The organism is Leptolyngbya sp. O-77 (genome assembly GCF_001548395.1).
Taxonomy (GTDB): Bacteria; Cyanobacteriota; Cyanobacteriia; order Elainellales; family Elainellaceae; genus Thermoleptolyngbya.
In genome coordinates, this window is the sequence record NZ_AP017367.1 from 5,367,371 (window position 1) to 5,385,614 (window position 18,244).

Below are 18,244 nucleotides of genomic sequence, written 5' to 3' on the forward strand. Positions count from 1 at the left end.
TATTCTGCTGTCCATTTTGCATTTCCTGTCTATCTTTCGTCAGCGAGGCGCTCTAGCTCTGGCAGCAGCGCCGCAAACGCAAGCCCCCGGTGACTGATGCGATGCTTCAGGTCTGGGGGCATTTCTGCATAGGTCATGCTGTATTCCGGCACGTAGAAGATCGGGTCATAGCCGAAGCCGCCTGCACCTGCGGGGGAGGTGGCAATTTCGCCGGGGCAGATGCCCTCGGTCTGAAACGCAATGGAACCATCAGGACGGGCGATCGCCACTGCACAGACAAACTGGGCCCGCCGATCGGTCTTTCCCTCCATTTCCCGCAGCAGTCGCGCAATCCGATCTGCATCACTCTTGCCGTATCGCGCCGAATATAGCCCCGGCGCACCGCCCAGCGCGTCCACCTGGAGTCCGCTGTCATCGGCGATCGCCCATTCCCCTGTTGCTGCTGCCACCTGCGAGGCCTTCAGCGCCGCATTTTCCAGGAACGTGCTGCCCGTTTCCTCGATCTCTAGCGCCGCAGGCTTCAGTTTTAGCTCCCACGGCGTTCCAGCCAAGTAGGCCGACATTTCCTGCACCTTGCCCGGATTTCCCGTCGCCACAATTAAGCAATGCATGGCCATCAACCTCCCACCCTCTGGATTTTTCCAGCGACTTGCTCGCATTTACTTTGTTAAGTCTAGGCAAATCTGGTATGGTATGCGGTGGATTCACTGAGACTGAACTGCAACCATTGCGGGTCGCAGCTTTTGGCCTGTTGACCTTGCTGTGAGAACCCGTTCTGGGGTTTTGTTTAATTTGCACTCTCTATTTAATAAGCGTTGGGTTATGCGGGCAGGTCGCGTTTTTTCTCTCTGCTTGATTAGCTTTTTGATTGGGGGCGTTCTCGGCGGTATCTTAGGAGCGCTAGGGGGCGGCGTGACGGGCGGCTTTGTGGGCGTAGCTTCTGGCGCTTGCACGGCGGCCAAAGTGGCGATGGATCAAGGACTGATTACTGAAGACCAGGCCAACCAAATCATTGGCACCACCGCAGACAGCTTTTTGGCGCAGGGTCGGCTGGATCGGCGCGTCACGGAAGCCATGAAGGGCGGCGTGCAGGGCTGTTTGCAGCAGTCCAACCAGGGACAATAAAAACTCGAAAAAATTAAAGTTTCAAAAAGATTCAGACCATAAAACTCTTTAGCAACTCTTTAGCAAATTACTTCAAAACTATGGAAGGCTGGATTATCGGACTGCTCATTTTTGCCTTGGTGACGGCAGTGAGCCTGGTGATTATTTCTAACTTGCCCCTTGGCATTGATATCGACAGCTTCCCCAAGGCGTTCCTCTCTGGGCTGGTGATTGGCGCACTCAATTCGCTGGTGTTGCCGCTGCTGAGTTCGCTGAGGCTGCTGAACCTGCTAACACTGGGGTTGTTTGGTCTGATTGCAACCGCAATTGTGTTTGGGCTGGCGGCCTTTTTGGTGCCTGGGTTTCGGCTGCGCTGGGGTTTTGTTAGTGCGCTGCTGGGGGCGATCGCCCTCAGTTTTATCAACAGCTTCCTGTTCTGGCTGCTGGGCAGACTCGGCATCTATACCCAGCTAGCAGGCTAGCATTCAGCGGCGACGAGGGCACGACCTGTCAGGCTAAAGGCACGAACTTCGGTGATTTCGACCGGAACGACCCGTCCGCGCAGCTCCTCTAGGTTGCCCTCAAAGTAGGTGAGGCGGTTGCCGCGAGTGCGCCCCATGACCTGGGTTGGGTCTTTGGGGTTTTGGTCTTCCACCAGCACCGCTTCGACGCGACCCAGATACCGCTGCGATCGCTCGGCTGCTTTAGCGGCAACGAGATGATTCAACCGCTGGAGGCGATCGCGCTTGACCTCTTCCGAAAGCTGATGGTTCCAGTTGGCTGCGGGCGTGCCCGGACGCGGTGAGTAGGCGGCCGTGTTAAGTTGGTCAAACCCGATATCGCTCACCAGCTTCAGCGTATTTTCAAACTGCGCCTCCGTCTCACCCGGAAAGCCCACAATTGCGTCAGCGCTAATCGACGCATCGGGCATGTAGCGACGAATCGTGTCGATAATGCGGCGATACTTTTCCTGGGTATAGCCGCGAGACATGGCCTTCAGCACGTCGTTGTCTCCCGACTGAAAGGGAATGTGGAAATGCTCGCAGACCTTGGGCAGTTCAGCACAGGCGCGAATCAGCCGCTCTGTGAAATATCGCGGATGGCTGGTGGCAAACCGGATACGCTCAATTCCTGTCACATCGTGAATGAAATAGAGCAAGTCGGTGAGCGTGTGCAAGTGGCGGCCGTCTGGCGTGGCTCCGGGCAGGTCGCGCCCATAGGCATCGATATTTTGCCCCAACAGTGTTATTTCTTTGTAGCCCTGCCGCCCTAGCTCCTCAACTTCAGCCCGAATCGCTTCCGGTGTGCGCGACTGCTCTACCCCCCGCACATTAGGCACCACGCAGTAGGTGCAGCGCTCGTTGCAGCCATAGATCACGTTGACCCAGGCGGTCACCGTGCTGTCGCGGCGCGGCTGGGTAATGTCTTCCATAATGTGGACAGGCTCCGTCGCCACCACCTGACTACCCTGAAACACCCGCTCCAGCAAGTCTTGCAGACGATTGGCGTGCTGCGGCCCCATCACCAGATCTAGCTCTGGCACGCGACGCAGCAGGGCTTCCCCCTCTTGCTGGGCGACACAACCTGCCACAATCAGCGTCAGGTCAGGCTGTTCGTGCTTGCGTTTGGCCTGCCGCCCCAGGTAGGAATAGACTTTCTGCTCAGCATTGTCACGAATGGTGCAGGTATTGTAGAGAATTAAATCTGCGGCTTCGGGATCATCTGACCAAGTAAAGCCCATGTCTTGCAAAATGCCAGCCATCCGCTCGGAGTCTGCCTTATTCATCTGGCAGCCGAAGGTGGTGATGTGAAAACGGCGAGGGGAGGCGGTCATAGGTGAAGATAAGCTTGCGGGTGGGTCAGGATTGATAAGGCATTAATCTAAGGCATTAATCATTATAGGTGGGGACTGGATGGGTAGGGCCGTATTGGCTTCGAGGCATTTGGCTTCGAGATATCGGCTTCAAGGTATCGGCTTCGAGGCATTGGTACTAACCTTGCAGAGCCATATTGCTCAGTACGACACAGCGCACACCCCTCTCGTCATTCCAATCCTTGATTCAAAATTTACGGAATTTCCGCAAATTCATCGTCGCAACTTCACGTAGAAACCACACAGGTTCCGTGCCCTTGGTTACAATGTCTTTATTCTTCGAGAGATTTGGCAAGTTGTTTGACGCTCTCGCATCAGCTGCGGGCGCGTGCGTTAGACATTCAGACTCACCGTGTGTTCCCTCCGACACGTTTCCCTGTTGCCTCGGTTCCCAGTTCTCTAAAGCTAACGATAAAGCTAGCGATTTGGTTCTCGGTTAGAGGTTTGGTTCTTGGTTGAGAGCCTAATTTTCGTTTTACGACAAGTTTATAACAAGTTATAACGAGCCAGTTTGCCAATCTTTCCCAAAGGCAGTACGCTACGTAGATACTGAATCGAGCTTTCAGTAAATTTACGTAACATCTGCTGAAATCATTGCGATCGCGCTTGTAGCCAGCGCTCGTAATCAGCGTTTCTCATTCACTAGGTGCATCTGTCGCAAGTCGTTGAGCATGAGCCGAGCATAGGCTCAAGTCGCTAGGCAACTGATAGTCAGAGTTTGAAGAGGTTCAGGATTTAGAGCTAACACGCTGAACGCTAATCAGCTCAACACCAATTGCGTAATCTTAGGGAGTGTCATCAATTAGATAAGCTGTAATCAGCAGTGATTCAGCTATCTGACGATTATGACAACCCGACGCTACGCCCTGCGCGATGACCAATGGGAACGGCTCCAAGATTTGCTCCCTGGACGAGCGGGGGCGGTAGGAGTCACAGCAAAGGATAATCGTCTGTTTGTCGAGGCAGTGCTATATCGATATCGAGCCGGCATTCCCTGGCGAGACTTGCCAGAGCGGTTTGGTCATTTTCGCAAGGTTCACACCCGCTTTCGGCGCTGGGCAAAGACGGGCGTATGGCAACGGGTGTTTCAGGTGCTGTCTGAAGATGCAGACAACGAATACGCCATGATCGACACCACGATTGTGCGTGCTCATCAGCATAGTGCTGGGGCAAAGGGGGGATGCCAATGCCCAAGCCATTGGTCGTAGTAAAGGGGGATTGAGCACCAAGATTCATGCGACTGTCGATGCACTGGGCAATCCGACAGGCTTTCACCTCACACCCGGGCAGACCTGTGACCTTGATGGGGCTGATGTGCTGCTAGAGAATATTCAAGCTGATACAGTCCTGGCTGACAAAGGATATGACGCAGACCAACGGGTGATTGAGCGACTCCAACAACAGGGCAAGACGGCTGTGATTCCGCCCAAGCGAAACCGCAAGACACCGCGTGATTACGACAAGGAGCTATACAAAGCGCGGCATCTGATTGAGAACTTCTTTGCCAAACTCAAGCAGTATCGAGCGATTGCGACACGCTATGACAAGTTAGCCGAGACGTTTCTGAGTGCAATTTACATGGCGGCTGCCCTTATTTGGCTTAATTGATGACACGCCCTAGATTTTCGACGCTGTAAGGTCAGAACCACTAAGGCTTCTGGCAGCGCGATTTCTTTCGTAAGCTGTTTCTCCCGTAGAAAAAGCATTCTGGTAAATTTCAGTTAAGTCTAGCCATGTTTGCATCTCCCTCTTCCGCTGCATCATCTGTAGTGGCGCATCGACCCTTTGCAGTCTGCCAGCAGCGCAGCTTAAGCCCGATTAAGTCGTTCATCCTCGCGCTGGGCGGGTTCTGTCTGTCGATGGCGATCGCCCCGACGGCCAGTGCCGCTACATTCACTGAGGTCGGGGATGCGGGGCAAACCCTTGGCACGGCCCAGCTTGCCAACACTCGCGTTGCGGGAACCCAGCTCACTGCTATCTTGGGTACCCTGGGCGGCAACGCAGACCTGTTTGGCATTCAAATCAAGAACAGCGCTGGGCAGTTTGTGGCCAGCACAGGCAACCTTGGCAAAACCCTGTTTGAAGACACGCAGCTTTTCCTGTTCGACTCAGAAGGAAGAGCTTTATTTGCCAACGACAACACGCCAGACGATGACCCCGGTCGCGCTAATCCGGGCACCAAGCGCTCTACACTTCGACTACCGAGGAATACGATTCCCGACGGACTCTATTTTCTGGCCATTTCTGGCTACAACTACGACCCAGTTGATTCTGCGGGCAACCTGCTGTTTTCCGATACCAGAGCCGACCGCAACAAGCTGGTGAGTGCGCTCAATCCCGGCAGCAGGCTAGGGGGCTGGGTCGGCAGACCCGGCTATAGTGGCCCCATTTTGGACTATCAAATTGATCTGGTCGGCGCAGAATTTACCTCTCTGGTGTCGCCAGTTCCTCCGCCGACACCAACCCCAACTCCGACACCCACACCGACCTCAACCCCAACTCCGACACCCCCGCCCACGCCGACTCCGACTCCACCCCCAACTCCGACACCCCCGCCCACGCCGACACCCCCGCCCACGCCGACACCCCCGCCCACGCCGACTCCGACTCCACCCCCAACTCCGACACCCCCGCCCACGCCGACTCCAACCCCAACCCCAACTCCGACACCCACGCCCACGCCGACTCCAACCCCAACCCCAACTCCGACACCCACGCCAACCCCGACCCCAGAACCCGTGCCCGAACCCTCAGCCGTTTTAGGGCTATTGGCGGTTTTGGGCGTTGGATATCGCCTGCAAAAAGGGCGATCGCGCTAGGAGACATTCCAGCCCAATACTGACCAGAGGGCTGCGGCTGAAAGGTGTGCTGGTGGGCGATCGCCCGACTTTCAGACGGGTTTATCCGAACCAGACGTGCGAACTTGTGTATAACTAATAGGTAGGTGCATCTGAGATATCCCGGATAGGTCAGTCCCCGTCAGGTACTCGGCTTGTTTCGGGTGAGCCATTGGCTAGTCTTCACGGTAGTTTTCTTTCCTAGTCGTTTTCATTCCCTCAGTGTGGGTCTGGCATTCTGTGGCGTGCCCGAATCGTTGGTCAGAGGCTCGTCAAAAGGTCAAGCGTTTGACAAGTTGATCAAGCCAAGTTGCTCTAGGCTTGAAATCGCGACGGGTTTAGGCTGCGCTCATTCAGTTTAGGCTGCGCCCCGTTAGGAGAATGCCAGTCCCAGCTAATTGGAGTATCTGTTCAGAGTGCCTGTCGTTGGGAGTAGCGATTTTGTGCTGCTGCCCCGTTTATGTAACCTGACCCCTGCTGAATGAGCCGTTCGACTCCGCTTCTCAATTCGGATAAGCCCCTGGGTGGACGCTATCGTGTGCTGCGGCAACTGGGCACGGGCGGTTTTGGGCGCACCTATCTGGCAGAAGACCTGCACCTGCCGGGGCATCCCTGCTGTGCGCTGAAGCACCTCAAGCCCCAGATCAACAGCGACGATACGCTATCGATGGCGCGGCGCTGTTTTGAAACGGAAGCCCAAATGTTGTATCGGCTAGGCGATCATGACCAGATTCCTCGGCTCCTGGCCCACTTCGAGGAAGACCGTGAGTTTTACCTGGCGCAAGAGTTTATTGAAGGAGAGTCTGTTGCTCGCGAATTGGTAGAGGGCCAGGTCTGGTCTGAGGGACGGGCGATCGCCCTACTCAAGGACGTGCTGCAAGTGCTGTCGTTTGTCCACGGGCAGCAGGTAATTCACCGTGACCTCAAGCCCTCGAACCTGATTCGGCGGCGGGCCGACCAGCGGATTGTGCTGATCGACTTTGGCGCTGTGAAGCAGGTCAGCGCCCAGGCCGCAGAAGCTGGAAGCACCAACCTCACCATTTCCATTGGCACTCAGGGCTACATGCCCAACGAGCAAATTGCAGGCAAACCCCGCTTCAGCAGCGACATCTACGCAGTTGGGGTGCTGGGCGTGCAGGCGGTGACGGGGGTGCATCCGCGACGGCTGGGGGAAGACACACGGGGAGAACTGGAGTGGCAGCATCTCGCGCCCCAGACCAGTACAGCCTTCAAAGAGGTGCTGGAGTGTATGGTGCGGTATGACTTTCGCGATCGCTACAGCACAGCCGACGAAGCGCTGGCGGCCCTGGAAACCATCCCAGTCGAGGCGGAAATCCCCATGCCGCTGGAGTTTGTGCCCTCAGCATCACCTGCTCGAATGGCAGATACACCCACAGCATTGACAGAATCCCTGGTTTATCCCAATAGCGCGGGCAGTGGCGCGTCGGGAGCGGTCGTGACCCCAATGGAACTGCTAGAGGCGACGCAGGGCGATATCGGCACGCAGATTCATCCACCGTTGTCGCTGGATGAAACCATGATCAAGCCACAGGCTGCTCCGACGCGAGTGACTCGCGGTGAGTTGGTGGAGTCATCTGCCGAGGCAGTTGATCATACAAACGTCCTGACCGATGTCGTTCCTCGGCGAGACGACTCCGGGGCCATTCCTGCGCCTCCGTCCACACCCAGCTCCTCCTGGCAGATGCTCCGGTGGACTCCGCTGGTGCTGCTGTCGGCGGTGGTGGCGATCGCCACGGCTACGTCGCTTTCGTCCTGGCTGGTGGTGCGCTGGTTAGAAAATCGTCCAGCCCCCCCTGTCAGCAGTCCCAGCAATTCTCCCAGCCCTAGCCCGGTGGTCTCCCTCAAGCCGACGGAACAGGCCGCAGCGCTGCTCACCCAGGCCCAGCAAAAAGCGCAGGACGGTCGCTCGGATGAGGCGCTGCTGCTGTATAACGAGGCGATCGCCCTAGATCCCAAGCTGGTCGAAGCCTACGTGGGGCTATGTCAGGCACTCAATGCCTTGCAGCGCCCCGAAGAAGCAATGGTGTCCTGCAACGATGCCCTGGCCTATCGTCCAAACGACCCTGACGCGCAACTGGGCAACGGGGACGCGCTGCTGCTACAAAACCGCACCTATGAAGCACTTCAGGTGTATGAGTCTGTTTCTAAACAGCATCCCGAAAACGCGAATAGCTGGGTCAAGCAAGGCGTGGCGCTGCAAAAGCTGGGTCGGTCTTCGGAAGCGCTGGTGGCGCTGGACAAAGGTATTGCCCTGTTTCGCAATTCGCCCGAAGCCTGGAGGACGCGGGGTGCTGCACTGGTGACGCTACGCCGCTATAGCGATGCCGTCATCGCGCTTGACAAAGCCCTCCAACTCGACCCCGACGACGCTACCGCAAAGGCACTCCGTCAGCGGGCCGCCCAAGCTCGGTAACCGCCCTCTCTCTTCGTTCTTCTGTCTTCGTTCTTCTGTCTTCGTTCTTCTCTCTTCCCCTTCTTCTACCACCAAGGCTCGGCAACCGCCCTGCTGACCTCAGCGGGGGCGGAGTTTGCCAGCAGGCGCAACGACCCAGGCCGGATGCGGCGGCTGGCCGTCTGGAAGTGCAGGCACATAGATGCCGGCCCAGGCAGCGAAAAGCATAGCAGACAGGGAATCTATCGCTGATTCTGAAATCTCCCACAGGGCTACAATACTGCCAGCCTGATGTGCCTGCACACGCCACGTTGCGGGCAGTCCGCTGCTGCCATTTCTGGCTCCGCAGAGTGCCCCTGTTAGCGCAGAGATGAGCGGCGAAAGACTGAGTTTCGCGGCCCGTCGCAGGGCGATCGCAGGATGGTCTGGAGTAGACAAAAAGCAGGAGAGCGCAAGGCAGAGCGGCAAATAGTCTGCTGGCGTTTCGGCAAACAGGTTATGACAGGCGATCGCCATTGAGTCTTGCTGAGCCGCGATATGCACCCGCTGGAGCGCAGTCGTTAGCTCCGGCGCAATGGACATCAGATCTTGAGCGGCGATCGCCCGTTCAATCAATCCAGAAGGCGGTTGGTCAGCGTGCATCGCCTGTGACACCAGCTCCCCCACGGCCAGCGCCACCGACTGCGACGACGCAGGCGCATCCAGCCGCTGCAAGTGCGATCGCAACTGGGCAGGATGGTCATGGGTGTAGAGCGCGAGGGGCAGCGTGGCGATCGCCAGCGCGGCAGGATTAACCCGAATTGCCGACGGCAGCGTCACTGACTGCTGGGGTCGATGAATCAACCATTCGCCCAGACTCAGCACAGATTTCCCCAGCCCTGCCGCTAGATCAGGTGGCGAGTCATGCGGCGCGGGCGGATCAAAACCCCAGCGCTCGACCTGCCGCCAGTCCGGCTGTCCCTGCGCCTGTGCGTTTGCCCCTAGCACCTGGCCCAGGGCCGCCCCCAGCAGCGCTCCCCGATACTGATTTAACAGGCGATCGCCCATTCGTGTCTTTCCCCTACCGCTCCCACAACCCTCATCACATTTGGGCTAGCGGGCAGAACTCCTGGACGATCCCGACAACCCAATGCGATCGCTCAACTGGCGCAGCGTCCGGGCTAGCTCTACGTCGGTTTCCTTAAGCTGAGCAATTTTTTCACAGCTATAGAGGACGGTCGTATGATCCTTGCCGCCAAAGACCTCGCCAATTTTAGGCAAGCTGAGGCCAGTATGCTGCCGCATGAGAAACATGCCTACCTGACGCGCGATGCTGATTTCACGGCGACGAGAACTGCCCTTCAGGTCTTCGATGGGCACGTCAAAGGTTTCCGCCACAGCCATCATCACCGCCTCTGGAGAGGCCTCGATCTGGTCATTGGAGGGGTTTAGCACGGGCGCGATGGTTTCCACGGTCATTGGCAAGCCCGAAATCGACACATAGGCCACCGCCCGAATCAGCGCTCCCTCCAGTTCGCGAATGTTGGACGTGTAGCTGGAGGCGATATACTCAATCACCTCGCGGGGCAGGCGCATGTTTTCGTATTCCGCCTTCTTTTGCAAAATTGCCATGCGTGTTTCCAGATCGGGCGGCTGGATGTCGGAGATCAGCCCCATCGAGAAGCGAGAGCAAAGTCGCTCTTGCAGCCGGGGAATCTGACTGGGAGGGCGATCGCTCGCCAACACCACCTGCTTGCCCGCTTCATACAGCGTGTTAAACGTGTGAAAAAACTCTTCCTGGGTGTATTCCTTGCCCTCGATGAACTGGATATCGTCAATCAGCAGCACGTCCACCAGGCGATATTGCTCCCGAAAGCTCTGCATATTGTCTTTTCGGATCGCCGTGATCAGGTCATTAGTAAACTGCTCGGTAGACACATAAAACACCCGCGAGTCGGGGTCAATTTCCTGGCGATAGTGCCCGATCGCCTGCATCAGGTGCGACTTTCCCAGACCCACGCCGCCGCAGAGAAACAGCGGGTTAAACTCGCGCCCCGGCGACTCAGCAACCGCCAGCGAGGCAGCATGGGCCATACGATTGTTTGCCCCCACCACAAATCGAGAGAAGACGTAGCGCGGGTTCAGGTCTGAGGGTTTGGGACGCTGTTTAGGCGTGGTCAATGGGTCGGTCAGCGATTCGGTAGGCATCGGCCACAGCATATCTCCCGGATCGGTCATCCCTTCCCCGTCTTCTCCGTGGCGCACGGTGATCTGAATCTCGACCGGATGCCCCAATAATTCTTCGACAACCTCATGAATGATTTTCAGGTAGTGCTTTTGCAGCCAGTTGCGGGCAAAGGGGTTGGGCGTGCAGATGACGAGGGTATTCTCGTCCAATTGCTCTGCGGTGGCAGACTTAATCCAGGTTTCAAACGTGGGGCGGCTCAGCTTAAGCTGAAGCTGCTCCAATACTTGAGTCCAAAAGGTTTCTAGCACGACTTCCACGTTTGCTCTTCTCCCAGGTGAATTGCCCAAAATTCAGCGACCCCACCCTGACGGTTGCGGACTGAAGCATTCCAGCCTGATGATGTTGCAGCCTTAGACGGCTCTAGACTGAACAACACCCAACGCTCCCTCAGCAGTTCGGAGTTGGCAGATGACGGCTAGTGAGGCATAAGACCAGGCGACAGCCCAGAGACAGCAGCACTGGCCGCAGGCAATCTGCCAGAGCCAGCTCCTCTTTTCTACCAGCTTAACTAGACTACTAGATGTGCCGTGAGATTGTTATATAAATTCCATATATAGGGATTGGTGAATAAACGCAAAAAACTGTATGTTTCCATCTAGAACTGTAGCCTGCGCTTTCTTGACACGCCTCCCCTGGAAAAATCTTGTAACGCTGCCCATCTGCCCGTGAGGATAGGCCAGGCAGCGTGCGGCCCGTCCCCAACCTGAAATCCCTGGATAGCAGCACTCGGCCGGGCAAGTTTAGAAATTATTTGGCGAGTTTGTGGCGGGTTGGCAGCGAGTTTGTGGCAAGTTTGAAATTCATATTAAAAGCCCGTTGACCTCATGCCCATCTATCTCTTTTGGGGCGATGATGAATACGCCATGCAGCAGGCAGTGAAGGATCTGCGCGATCGCACGCTTGATCCGAACTGGGCCAGCTTTAACTACGACAAGATTCCTCCAGAGCAGCCCGACGGCGTGATCCAGGCGCTGAATCAGGCAATGACACCGCCCTTTGGCATGGGGCAGCGGTTGGTGTGGCTGGCGGAAACGACCGTCTGCCAGCGCTGCTCGGAAGATCTGCTGGCAGAACTGTCGCGGACGCTGCCAGCAGTTCCCGACAGTACCGTTCTCCTGTTCACCAGCAGCAGCAAGCCCGACGGCCGCGCCAAATCGACCAAGCTGCTGCAAAAATACGCCGAGATTCGCGAATTTGCGGCGATCGCCCCCTGGCAGAGCGATCAGCTCTTGCAACGGGTGCGCCAGGTGGCCCAGTCTGCGGGTGTCAAGCTCACCCCCGGCGCAGCCCAACTGCTGGCTGAGGCAATTGGCAACGATACTCGCCGATTGTACAACGAGCTAGAAAAGCTGCACCTGTTTGCGGGCGGCAGCAAGCCCATTGACGAAGGGGCGGTCGCCCTGCTGGTGAGCGCCTCCGCCCAAAACAGCCTGAAGCTGGCCGAAGCGATTCGCCTGGGCGACACCGGACGCGCCATTTCGCTAGTAGCCGACCTGTTTGCCCGCAACGAACCCGCGCTGCGGATCGTGGCGACGCTGGTGGGGCAGTTTCGCACCTGGCTCTGGGTAAAGCTGATGACCGACGCAGGCGAACGGGACAACGCGGCGATCGCCCGCGCCGCCGACATCGCCAACCCCAAGCGCATTTACTTTTTGCAGCAAGACGTGCGGGCGATCGCCCTCTATCGCTTGCAGCAAAGTCTGCCGCTGCTGCTCCAGCTCGAAGCAGGGCTGAAACACGGCGCAGACGAGCGCGTGCTGATGCAGAGCAAAGTCATTGAACTCTGTCAGGTGTTTAGCGGAACCAGTTGCCACAGCTAAGGCATAAAAAACTACCCACGTCAGAAAATATGTGGAATCCTTCTAAAACTTGGGCGATCGCAGGAACAACCCTCGCATAAAATAATTCAGAATAAGCGGATGGCTAAAACAGGTTACGCCTAAAATTAACCATTCTTCCTTGTGTTTCCAGGCTTGTTCAAAACTCCTATGACTCACTTTTTGATTCCTTCTCGACCCAAGCGCCGCCTCACCATGCCGCTGCTGGCGGGTGCGCTGTCTCTGGCGGGGCTGCTGCTGGGCTGGGTTCCCGATGTTCAGGTCTCGACGAGTTCCGTCGAGCTGAGCAACGCCGCCCTAGCGCAGGCAGCCGTTTCTACTGGCGAAATTCGCAGCTATGCGGCCTCCGTGCTAGAAATCGAACCCTATCGCCAGCAGGCAGTGCAGGCAATTCAAAGCGCGGGCGCACCCCTGCCCTCGCTAATGTGTACCCAGTCGAACGATCTCCGCAGTTTGCCCCGCAATATTCGCCAGATTGTGGCAGACTTTTGCACCCAGTCTGTTACGGTGGTGCAAGGCAATGGCATGACGATTGGACGGTTTAACGAGATTACGGCGATGCAGCAGAGCAACCCCAACCTCGCCGCCCAGATTCGCCAGGCCATTATTGAAATTCGTCGTCAACGCTAAACCTCGTCGTCAAAAAGGGACGCTAGAGCCAATGCCACGCTTCCAGCCTTACACCTTGCAAATGCAGATTAGCCGCATGTTCCAGGATGGGCAGGGCTTTTTTGCCACGACCAAAGTGCAAGACTGGCTGCGGGAGCGCAACGAAAACCCAGACGATTACGAGATCTCGTTCCGCCAGTATCCGGCCCCCCCGGAGTCTGGTCTGGTGATGATGACCGACGTTGAGTTGCGCCGCAAAGACGGTCAGCCTGTAGACGAGTGGCTGCAACAGGAAGTGAATCGCCACGGCTGAGCGAACGCTGCAAAGCCAGGGCCGCAGAGCCAAGGACTGTCAAAACTAGAGCCTGCGCCAACGTGTCGTTAAATGGTCGTGATGGTTCGTGATGGTCATTATCGTGATGATCGTTATCGTCGTTAAACAATTGTGAACTAGTTGTGGGGCAAACGCCCCAGCCCCCACGACAGCCCAACGGCCGCCCGATCGCCCCCTTCTCTGGTTTGCGCCATGCGTCTTGTGTTTTTTGGTACGCCGCAGTTTGCAGTGCCGTCGCTAGAGCGATTGCTCGATCAGCCGCGCGTTGAGGTGCTAGCAGCGGTGACCCAGCCCGACAAGCGACGGGGGCGCGGCAGTGAGCTAGTTCCGTCTCCCGTCAAGGCGATCGCCCTCCAGCACAACCTGCCCGTGTGGCAGCCAGCCCGCATCAAAAAAGATGCTGAAACCCTGGAAAACCTGCGCCGCACCCAGGCTGACGCTTTTATCGTCGTCGCCTACGGACAAATCCTGTCCCCCGAAATTCTGGCCATGCCCCGCCTCGGCTGCATCAACGCCCACGGATCGCTGCTGCCCAAATATCGGGGGGCTGCGCCGATCCAGTGGAGCCTGTATCATGGCGAAACCGAAACGGGGATCACCACTATGCTGATGGATGCAGGCATGGACACTGGGCCCATGCTGCTGAAGGCCACCACGCCCATCGGCTGGTTTGACCATGCCCACGATCTCGCCACGGTGCTGGCAAATCAGGCAGCCGACCTGCTCATCGACACGCTGCTGGGGCTAGACCGAGGCGAGGTTCAGCCCATCCCACAGGACGACACGCAGGCCACCTATGCGCCGCTGATCCAGAAACACAACTATCTGCTGGACTGGAATCGGGGGGCGATCGCCCTTCATAACCAAGTGCGCGGTTTCTACCCAAACTGTCTCACCCACTTCCGCGGGCAGCCGCTCAAGGTACTCTCCACAATCCCCCTCACCACAGCCCCAGACTTGCCCATCCCCGACTCGGTTCATGCCCTCCGGGCAGACTGGCAGCCCCGCCTCGCTGCCCCCGAAGCCCCCGGCACGATCGTTGGGCTACTCAAACATCACGGCGTTTTGGTGAACACGTCGGACGGGCTGCTGCTGCTGCTGACCGTGCAGCCGTCTGGGAAACGCCCCCAAAGCAGTTGGGACTGGGCCAATGGCACCAGACTGGCGATCGGCGATTCCTTTACCCTTTCACCCACCTGATCCCCAACGCTGGCCCCGACAATCCAACTATCCATCCGAACATGGAGACGCTTAAACAGCGCTACCTGCAAAATCACTGAACACTTTGCGATCAAGACTTCGCAAGGTTCTGAATTGGCTATCCAAAATCGCCAATCCAAAATCGCCAACCCAAAATCCTGATCCCGTTGCCCTAGCTCAGCCTTGCCGTGCATTCCAGAATCATCTTTTGATTTTCCAGCGCATAGGGCTGAATCTCCAGCGCTTGCCGGAAGGCGTGAATAGCCGCCATGTATTGTTTCAGCGCCATGTGGCAGAGGCCTTGCCCATGCATTGCGCCAAAGTGAATCGGGTTTAGCGCCAGCACTTGCTCACAATCGGCCAGAGACTTTTGATACTGTCCACAGATATAGTGCAGCACGGCCCGACGGTTCCAGGCTTCGGCAAAATCGGGCAGGTCAGCAATTACCTCCGTCAAGACTTGCTCTGCATGGCCATATTCGCCTGCATCGATGAGCGTCTGGCTGCGCTCTAGCAGTTCTAACCCTCTTGCACCCTTTTGCGTAAACCAGAGCCGCCAAAGCTCGTGCGTAGCAGCATCGCGAATTGATTCATCAGGATCTTTCAAATTCTCCAATAAAGATTGAATCAAGGTGTTGTCCATGACTAAACAGGGATTAAAGGTCTGGATTGAGATCGACATCCGCAGCCGAGGAAGTTTGCAGACGGCCAGGCAGTCAATCTTTAGCATCGGCGCAGCGGGACTGCATCAAGGGAAATTGCATTAAGGAAACTGAATTAAGATCGGCTTTGCCGAGAGCAACGAGGATTCTTCGGAGCAGATTGCCAGTCTGGTCTGTGAGTCAGGCTTAGTCAGGCTTTCTATCTCAAGCCCCTGGATCAGGCTTCTGTATCCGTTATCCTGCATTTTTAAACTTTTGTCTGCCTTAAAATACGCTAGATGCACCTGCGGATGCTTGAAAAGCATTGACCTGCAAGGGATGCAGGACTCAGATTAACTTTGACTAAACAGTTCTTTACAAATGGGCCGTACTGGACTTTTCGGCTTGCAGTGTAGCCTTTCGTGAGGGCGATCGCCCTGACCACGCAGATAGAAGACCACGAACATCGCCCCGCTCTGTAGATAGAATCCTCAGATAGAATCCTCGCAAAATCGTTGAATGGAGCAGGGCGAGTGGAGAAATTCCTTAAAATCGCTCACTCTTCACTGTGACAAACATCCACTCGATTTGACGTATATCTCTGGTTAGAAATTTCGTCCTGACTGCTCTGCCACGGTCAAACTTTATCGCAGCATTTGTCGCTGAAACTCTTCCAGGTTTTGCATCAGGGGCGTTCCAGCAGCGACGGTCTGCATCCAGCGACCCACATTGTTAATTGGACGACCGATGGTGCGCTGTAGCACCTGCACCACCAGCCAGCCCAGTGCCCCGCACCAGAATGCCTGCCAGGTGTCGATGCCCAACACGGTGGTCATCCCTGTCAGAAAGGCTAGAAACGTCCAGATTGACAGCAGAATGTAGATAGGCACGCCGAAATAGGGCAGCGCCACCCAGAGGCTGAGCAGTTGCGGCGCGTAGGCGAGGCTGAGCGTTAGCCCGATCTGCCGCCAACTGGCATCTGACGCAAACAGGAGATGCTGCACCAGCAGCGTGCTGATTCCCCAAAATAGCCAGCCAAAGGCAAATAGCAGCGTGCTGATTAGCAGGCTAATGACAAATCGCAAGGGGCTGACCCGATTAATAAACAGGATGATGCTCTGGGCTAGGGACTGCGAGAAGGCGGCCAGCAGGATGACGCAGAGGGCGATCGCTTCGCCATCGGGTGAGGCTTGTAGGCGTAGGAAGCTCTGGGGATCAAGGGCGATCGCCCCTCTAACCAGCTCTAGAAATAGCGAAAACCAGAATGGCATCATGCGATCTACCGACGATCTGTAGAAACCCAAATTTTGAAGAAGTCTAAAGCTTTAGAGACATGCTCTCAGGTTTTAGCAATTCCTAAGCAATTCCTAAATTTCTACAAAGCCTTTTTGTAACAATACTTTGGCGTGATCAGGAATACGTGCTTCGCTCATTTCACATTGCATAATACTCTCAAAAACGGAGCCCGTTGTTACGAATTGGTATACGAGTTTAGCAGCAGGATAGGCAATGCGGGCTATCGGGATAATCCAGAGATTCTGACGCATTTGAGCGGTTGGTTTGGCTGTCGGTTCTTTGAGTCGATTTGCTGTTCAGGCACGAGCATCATCAGGTCTTTAGGCAGCTCCTCTAGGATTTTATGAGTACTATTTCAACAGACTTAACGGAAGCAGCATCGAAGTCCGGTATAGAGGGCGATCGCCCTGATACGCTTCCCCGCGTGGTCATCGTCGGCGGCGGGTTTGCCGGAATCGAAGCAGCGCGGGCCCTGGCTCGTTCTCCGGTAGATGTCACCGTGATTGACCGCACTAATCATCACCTGTTTCAGCCGTTGCTCTATCAGGTGGCGGCGGCGACGCTCTCGCCCAGCGACATTGCCTCGCCGATTCGTCAAATTTTGCGATCGCAAAAAAACGCCACGGTGGCTATGGCCGAGGTGACAGGCGTTGATCCCGAACGGCAGTTGGTCTTCATGGGCGATCGCCCGTTGCCTTACGATTACCTGATTCTGGCGACGGGCGCACAGCAAACCTATTTTGGCAAAGACGAATGGGCGGCGATCGCGCCAGGGCTAAAAACCGTGCTGGATGCTGTACAGATCCGCGATCGCGTCCTGCGCTCCTTTGAACAAGCCGAACTTCAAGGCGACGCGCAGCAGTGTTCTGATATTTTGACGTTTGTGCTGGTGGGCGCAGGCCCCACGGGGGTAGAACTGGCAGGCACTATTGCCGAAATGGCCCGGCTGACCCTCAAATCAGAATTCCGCCGCATCGATCCCGCCTGCATCCGCGTCATCCTGGGTGCAGGCCGGCCCCACGCATTTTGCCTGCCTTCTCAGAACACCTCTCTGCCGAGGCGCAAAAAGCGCTGGAAGACCTGGGTGTAGAAGTGCGGCTCAATTGCCGAGTTGAAGATATTGACGAGGGCGGCGTAACGGTGGCTGGAGAGCGGATTCCCTGCCGCAACGTATTTTGGACAGCCGGAGTCCAGGCATCACCCGCAGGCAAGTGGCTCAACGCCGAGACGGATCGGGCCGGACGGGTTACAGTAAAGCCAGACCTCTCGGTGCCGCAGTATCCCAACGTGTTTGTGGTCGGAGACACCGCCCAGATGGAATCGGACGGCAAGCCCGTTCCAGGCTTGGCCCAGGCAGCCATGCAAAGCGGTCGCTATGCAGGACAGGTGATCGATGCCCGCGTTTGCGGCAAGCCCGCACCGGCACCCTTCCGCTACGTGGATCTGGGCAGCATGGCTACCATTGGGCGCAAGTTTGCTGTGATGCAGGTCGGCAACATCCAGTGGAGCGGGCTTCCGGCAAAGCTGGCCTGGCTAGTGGTTCACATTGCTGTGCTAAATCAGCTTGAAAATCAGCTTTCAGTGCTGCTGCAATGGACCTGGACCTACTTGACCCGTGAGCGGGGTTCTCGCATCATCACAGTCCCCGTAGGATCGTCGCTCACGTCTCAAGCCTTGCCCCAGCCTATTTCAGATGCATCTGGGGTTGCCTAAATCCTGAAACTGCAAGCTGTGGCGACCAACTCGTTGAAAACACAAGTGGGTTTACGATTTTCTTTCAATTTTCTTGACTGTTCTTTCATTTACTGTTTTTCCAACGGTCTGCCCCCAATCCTGGTTTACATGTCCGGAGAACGCAATGGATTTGATATT

General features: G+C 56.5%; 18 protein-coding genes. 11 read left to right on the forward strand and 7 right to left on the reverse strand.

The window, feature by feature from the left end:
• Window positions 1–29: 29 nt before the first annotated feature.
• Window positions 30–611, reverse strand: a complete 582-nt coding sequence (gene rdgB / locus O77CONTIG1_RS22625; RefSeq protein WP_068516901.1) for an RdgB/HAM1 family non-canonical purine NTP pyrophosphatase — start codon at window positions 609–611, stop codon at window positions 30–32.
• A 211-nt stretch (window positions 612–822) separates the two neighbouring features.
• On the opposite strand from rdgB, the gene O77CONTIG1_RS22630 reads away from it, so the two are divergent.
• On the forward strand, window positions 823–1,125 hold the full coding sequence (locus tag O77CONTIG1_RS22630) for a hypothetical protein (RefSeq protein ID WP_068515514.1): 303 nt from the start codon (window positions 823–825) through the stop codon (window positions 1,123–1,125).
• An 80-nt stretch (window positions 1,126–1,205) separates the two neighbouring features.
• Window positions 1,206–1,586, forward strand: coding sequence for a phage holin family protein (locus O77CONTIG1_RS22635; RefSeq protein ID WP_068515517.1), 381 nt, complete (start codon window positions 1,206–1,208; stop codon window positions 1,584–1,586).
• Here the strand turns inward: O77CONTIG1_RS22635 and miaB are convergent.
• Complete coding sequence (miaB, locus tag O77CONTIG1_RS22640; protein WP_084782930.1) at window positions 1,583–2,938, reverse strand: tRNA (N6-isopentenyl adenosine(37)-C2)-methylthiotransferase MiaB; 1,356 nt, start codon at window positions 2,936–2,938, stop codon at window positions 1,583–1,585. The genes O77CONTIG1_RS22635 and miaB overlap by 4 nt on opposite strands.
• Window positions 2,939–3,822: 884 nt before the next feature.
• Between miaB and O77CONTIG1_RS24035 the strand changes: the two genes are divergently transcribed.
• From O77CONTIG1_RS24035 to O77CONTIG1_RS22660, 3 genes are all read left to right on the forward strand, one after another.
• Window positions 3,823–4,585, forward strand: a protein-coding gene (locus O77CONTIG1_RS24035; protein WP_410503480.1) for an IS5 family transposase whose coding sequence is annotated in 2 segments (ribosomal slippage) — window positions 3,823–4,167 and window positions 4,169–4,585 — 762 coding nt in all. Because the reading frame shifts where the segments join, the coding sequence is not laid out codon by codon here.
• A gap of 125 nt (window positions 4,586–4,710) precedes the next feature.
• A complete protein-coding gene (locus tag O77CONTIG1_RS25830) occupies window positions 4,711–5,796 on the forward strand; it encodes a hypothetical protein (protein ID WP_197673278.1) in 1,086 nt (361 codons plus the stop codon).
• A gap of 499 nt (window positions 5,797–6,295) precedes the next feature.
• Window positions 6,296–8,248: a serine/threonine-protein kinase gene (locus tag O77CONTIG1_RS22660; RefSeq protein WP_068515525.1), complete on the forward strand. Its 1,953-nt coding sequence runs from the start codon at window positions 6,296–6,298 to the stop codon at window positions 8,246–8,248.
• A gap of 99 nt (window positions 8,249–8,347) precedes the next feature.
• Here O77CONTIG1_RS22660 and O77CONTIG1_RS22665 read toward each other — a convergent pair whose 3' ends face one another.
• Window positions 8,348–9,274, reverse strand: a complete 927-nt coding sequence (locus tag O77CONTIG1_RS22665; protein ID WP_068515528.1) for an ADP-ribosylglycohydrolase family protein — start codon at window positions 9,272–9,274, stop codon at window positions 8,348–8,350.
• 45 nt (window positions 9,275–9,319) lie between these two features.
• Entirely contained in the window at window positions 9,320–10,711 is a 1,392-nt protein-coding gene (gene dnaA / locus O77CONTIG1_RS22670; RefSeq protein ID WP_068515531.1) for a chromosomal replication initiator protein DnaA, read from the reverse strand.
• Window positions 10,712–11,278: 567 nt separating this feature from the next.
• Here dnaA and holA point away from each other — a divergent pair.
• The 4 genes from holA (at window position 11,279) to fmt (ending at window position 14,435) form a co-directional block, all read left to right on the forward strand.
• Window positions 11,279–12,274, forward strand: a complete 996-nt coding sequence (holA, locus tag O77CONTIG1_RS22675; RefSeq protein WP_068515534.1) for a DNA polymerase III subunit delta — start codon at window positions 11,279–11,281, stop codon at window positions 12,272–12,274.
• 168 nt (window positions 12,275–12,442) lie between these two features.
• Window positions 12,443–12,922, forward strand: coding sequence for a DUF4168 domain-containing protein (locus O77CONTIG1_RS22680; RefSeq protein WP_068515536.1), 480 nt, complete (start codon window positions 12,443–12,445; stop codon window positions 12,920–12,922).
• Window positions 12,923–12,953: 31 nt separating this feature from the next.
• Window positions 12,954–13,214, forward strand: a complete 261-nt coding sequence (locus O77CONTIG1_RS22685) for a hypothetical protein (protein ID WP_068515540.1) — start codon at window positions 12,954–12,956, stop codon at window positions 13,212–13,214.
• A gap of 213 nt (window positions 13,215–13,427) precedes the next feature.
• Window positions 13,428–14,435, forward strand: a complete 1,008-nt coding sequence (fmt, locus tag O77CONTIG1_RS22690; RefSeq protein WP_068515542.1) for a methionyl-tRNA formyltransferase — start codon at window positions 13,428–13,430, stop codon at window positions 14,433–14,435.
• Window positions 14,436–14,607: 172 nt separating this feature from the next.
• Here fmt and O77CONTIG1_RS22695 read toward each other — a convergent pair whose 3' ends face one another.
• The 3 genes from O77CONTIG1_RS22695 to O77CONTIG1_RS25070 form a co-directional block, all read right to left on the reverse strand.
• Window positions 14,608–15,078, reverse strand: a complete 471-nt coding sequence (locus tag O77CONTIG1_RS22695; protein WP_068515544.1) for a tetratricopeptide repeat protein — start codon at window positions 15,076–15,078, stop codon at window positions 14,608–14,610.
• Window positions 15,079–15,720: 642 nt separating this feature from the next.
• Window positions 15,721–16,350, reverse strand: a complete 630-nt coding sequence (locus O77CONTIG1_RS22705) for a hypothetical protein (RefSeq protein WP_068515550.1) — start codon at window positions 16,348–16,350, stop codon at window positions 15,721–15,723.
• 93 nt (window positions 16,351–16,443) lie between these two features.
• The gene (locus tag O77CONTIG1_RS25070) at window positions 16,444–16,623 is read right to left on the reverse strand and encodes a hypothetical protein (protein ID WP_156435612.1); all 180 of its coding nucleotides are present in this window, start codon (window positions 16,621–16,623) and stop codon (window positions 16,444–16,446) included.
• A 92-nt stretch (window positions 16,624–16,715) separates the two neighbouring features.
• Between O77CONTIG1_RS25070 and O77CONTIG1_RS27375 the strand changes: the two genes are divergently transcribed.
• Both O77CONTIG1_RS27375 and O77CONTIG1_RS27380 read left to right on the forward strand, forming a co-directional pair.
• Window positions 16,716–17,462 (forward strand): NAD(P)/FAD-dependent oxidoreductase, encoded by a 747-nt coding sequence (locus O77CONTIG1_RS27375; protein WP_286132468.1) that lies wholly within the window; start codon window positions 16,716–16,718, stop codon window positions 17,460–17,462.
• The gene (locus O77CONTIG1_RS27380; RefSeq protein ID WP_286132469.1) at window positions 17,399–18,085 is read left to right on the forward strand and encodes an NAD(P)/FAD-dependent oxidoreductase; all 687 of its coding nucleotides are present in this window, start codon (window positions 17,399–17,401) and stop codon (window positions 18,083–18,085) included. Before O77CONTIG1_RS27375 ends, O77CONTIG1_RS27380 begins: the two co-directional genes overlap by 64 nt.
• Window positions 18,086–18,244 lie beyond the last annotated feature (159 nt).

Bases quoted from the DNA above. Each gene is read 5' to 3' on its own strand.
- fmt (WP_068515542.1), top strand. From the start codon at position 13,428: ATGCGTCTTGTGTTTTTTGGTACGCCGCAGTTTGCAGTGCCGTCGCTA.
- O77CONTIG1_RS22630 (WP_068515514.1), top strand. From the start codon at position 823: ATGCGGGCAGGTCGCGTTTTTTCTCTCTGCTTGATTAGCTTTTTGATT.
- O77CONTIG1_RS25830 (WP_197673278.1), top strand. From the start codon at position 4,711: ATGTTTGCATCTCCCTCTTCCGCTGCATCATCTGTAGTGGCGCATCGA.
- O77CONTIG1_RS22705 (WP_068515550.1), bottom strand. From the start codon at position 16,350: ATGATGCCATTCTGGTTTTCGCTATTTCTAGAGCTGGTTAGAGGGGCG.
- holA (WP_068515534.1), top strand. From the start codon at position 11,279: ATGCCCATCTATCTCTTTTGGGGCGATGATGAATACGCCATGCAGCAG.
- O77CONTIG1_RS22635 (WP_068515517.1), top strand. From the start codon at position 1,206: ATGGAAGGCTGGATTATCGGACTGCTCATTTTTGCCTTGGTGACGGCA.
- O77CONTIG1_RS22660 (WP_068515525.1), top strand. From the start codon at position 6,296: ATGAGCCGTTCGACTCCGCTTCTCAATTCGGATAAGCCCCTGGGTGGA.
- O77CONTIG1_RS22685 (WP_068515540.1), top strand. From the start codon at position 12,954: ATGCCACGCTTCCAGCCTTACACCTTGCAAATGCAGATTAGCCGCATG.
- miaB (WP_084782930.1), bottom strand. From the start codon at position 2,938: ATGACCGCCTCCCCTCGCCGTTTTCACATCACCACCTTCGGCTGCCAG.
- rdgB (WP_068516901.1), bottom strand. From the start codon at position 611: ATGCATTGCTTAATTGTGGCGACGGGAAATCCGGGCAAGGTGCAGGAA.
- O77CONTIG1_RS22680 (WP_068515536.1), top strand. From the start codon at position 12,443: ATGACTCACTTTTTGATTCCTTCTCGACCCAAGCGCCGCCTCACCATG.
- O77CONTIG1_RS22665 (WP_068515528.1), bottom strand. From the start codon at position 9,274: ATGGGCGATCGCCTGTTAAATCAGTATCGGGGAGCGCTGCTGGGGGCG.
- O77CONTIG1_RS27375 (WP_286132468.1), top strand. From the start codon at position 16,716: ATGAGTACTATTTCAACAGACTTAACGGAAGCAGCATCGAAGTCCGGT.
- O77CONTIG1_RS22695 (WP_068515544.1), bottom strand. From the start codon at position 15,078: ATGGACAACACCTTGATTCAATCTTTATTGGAGAATTTGAAAGATCCT.
- O77CONTIG1_RS25070 (WP_156435612.1), bottom strand. From the start codon at position 16,623: ATGCGTCAGAATCTCTGGATTATCCCGATAGCCCGCATTGCCTATCCT.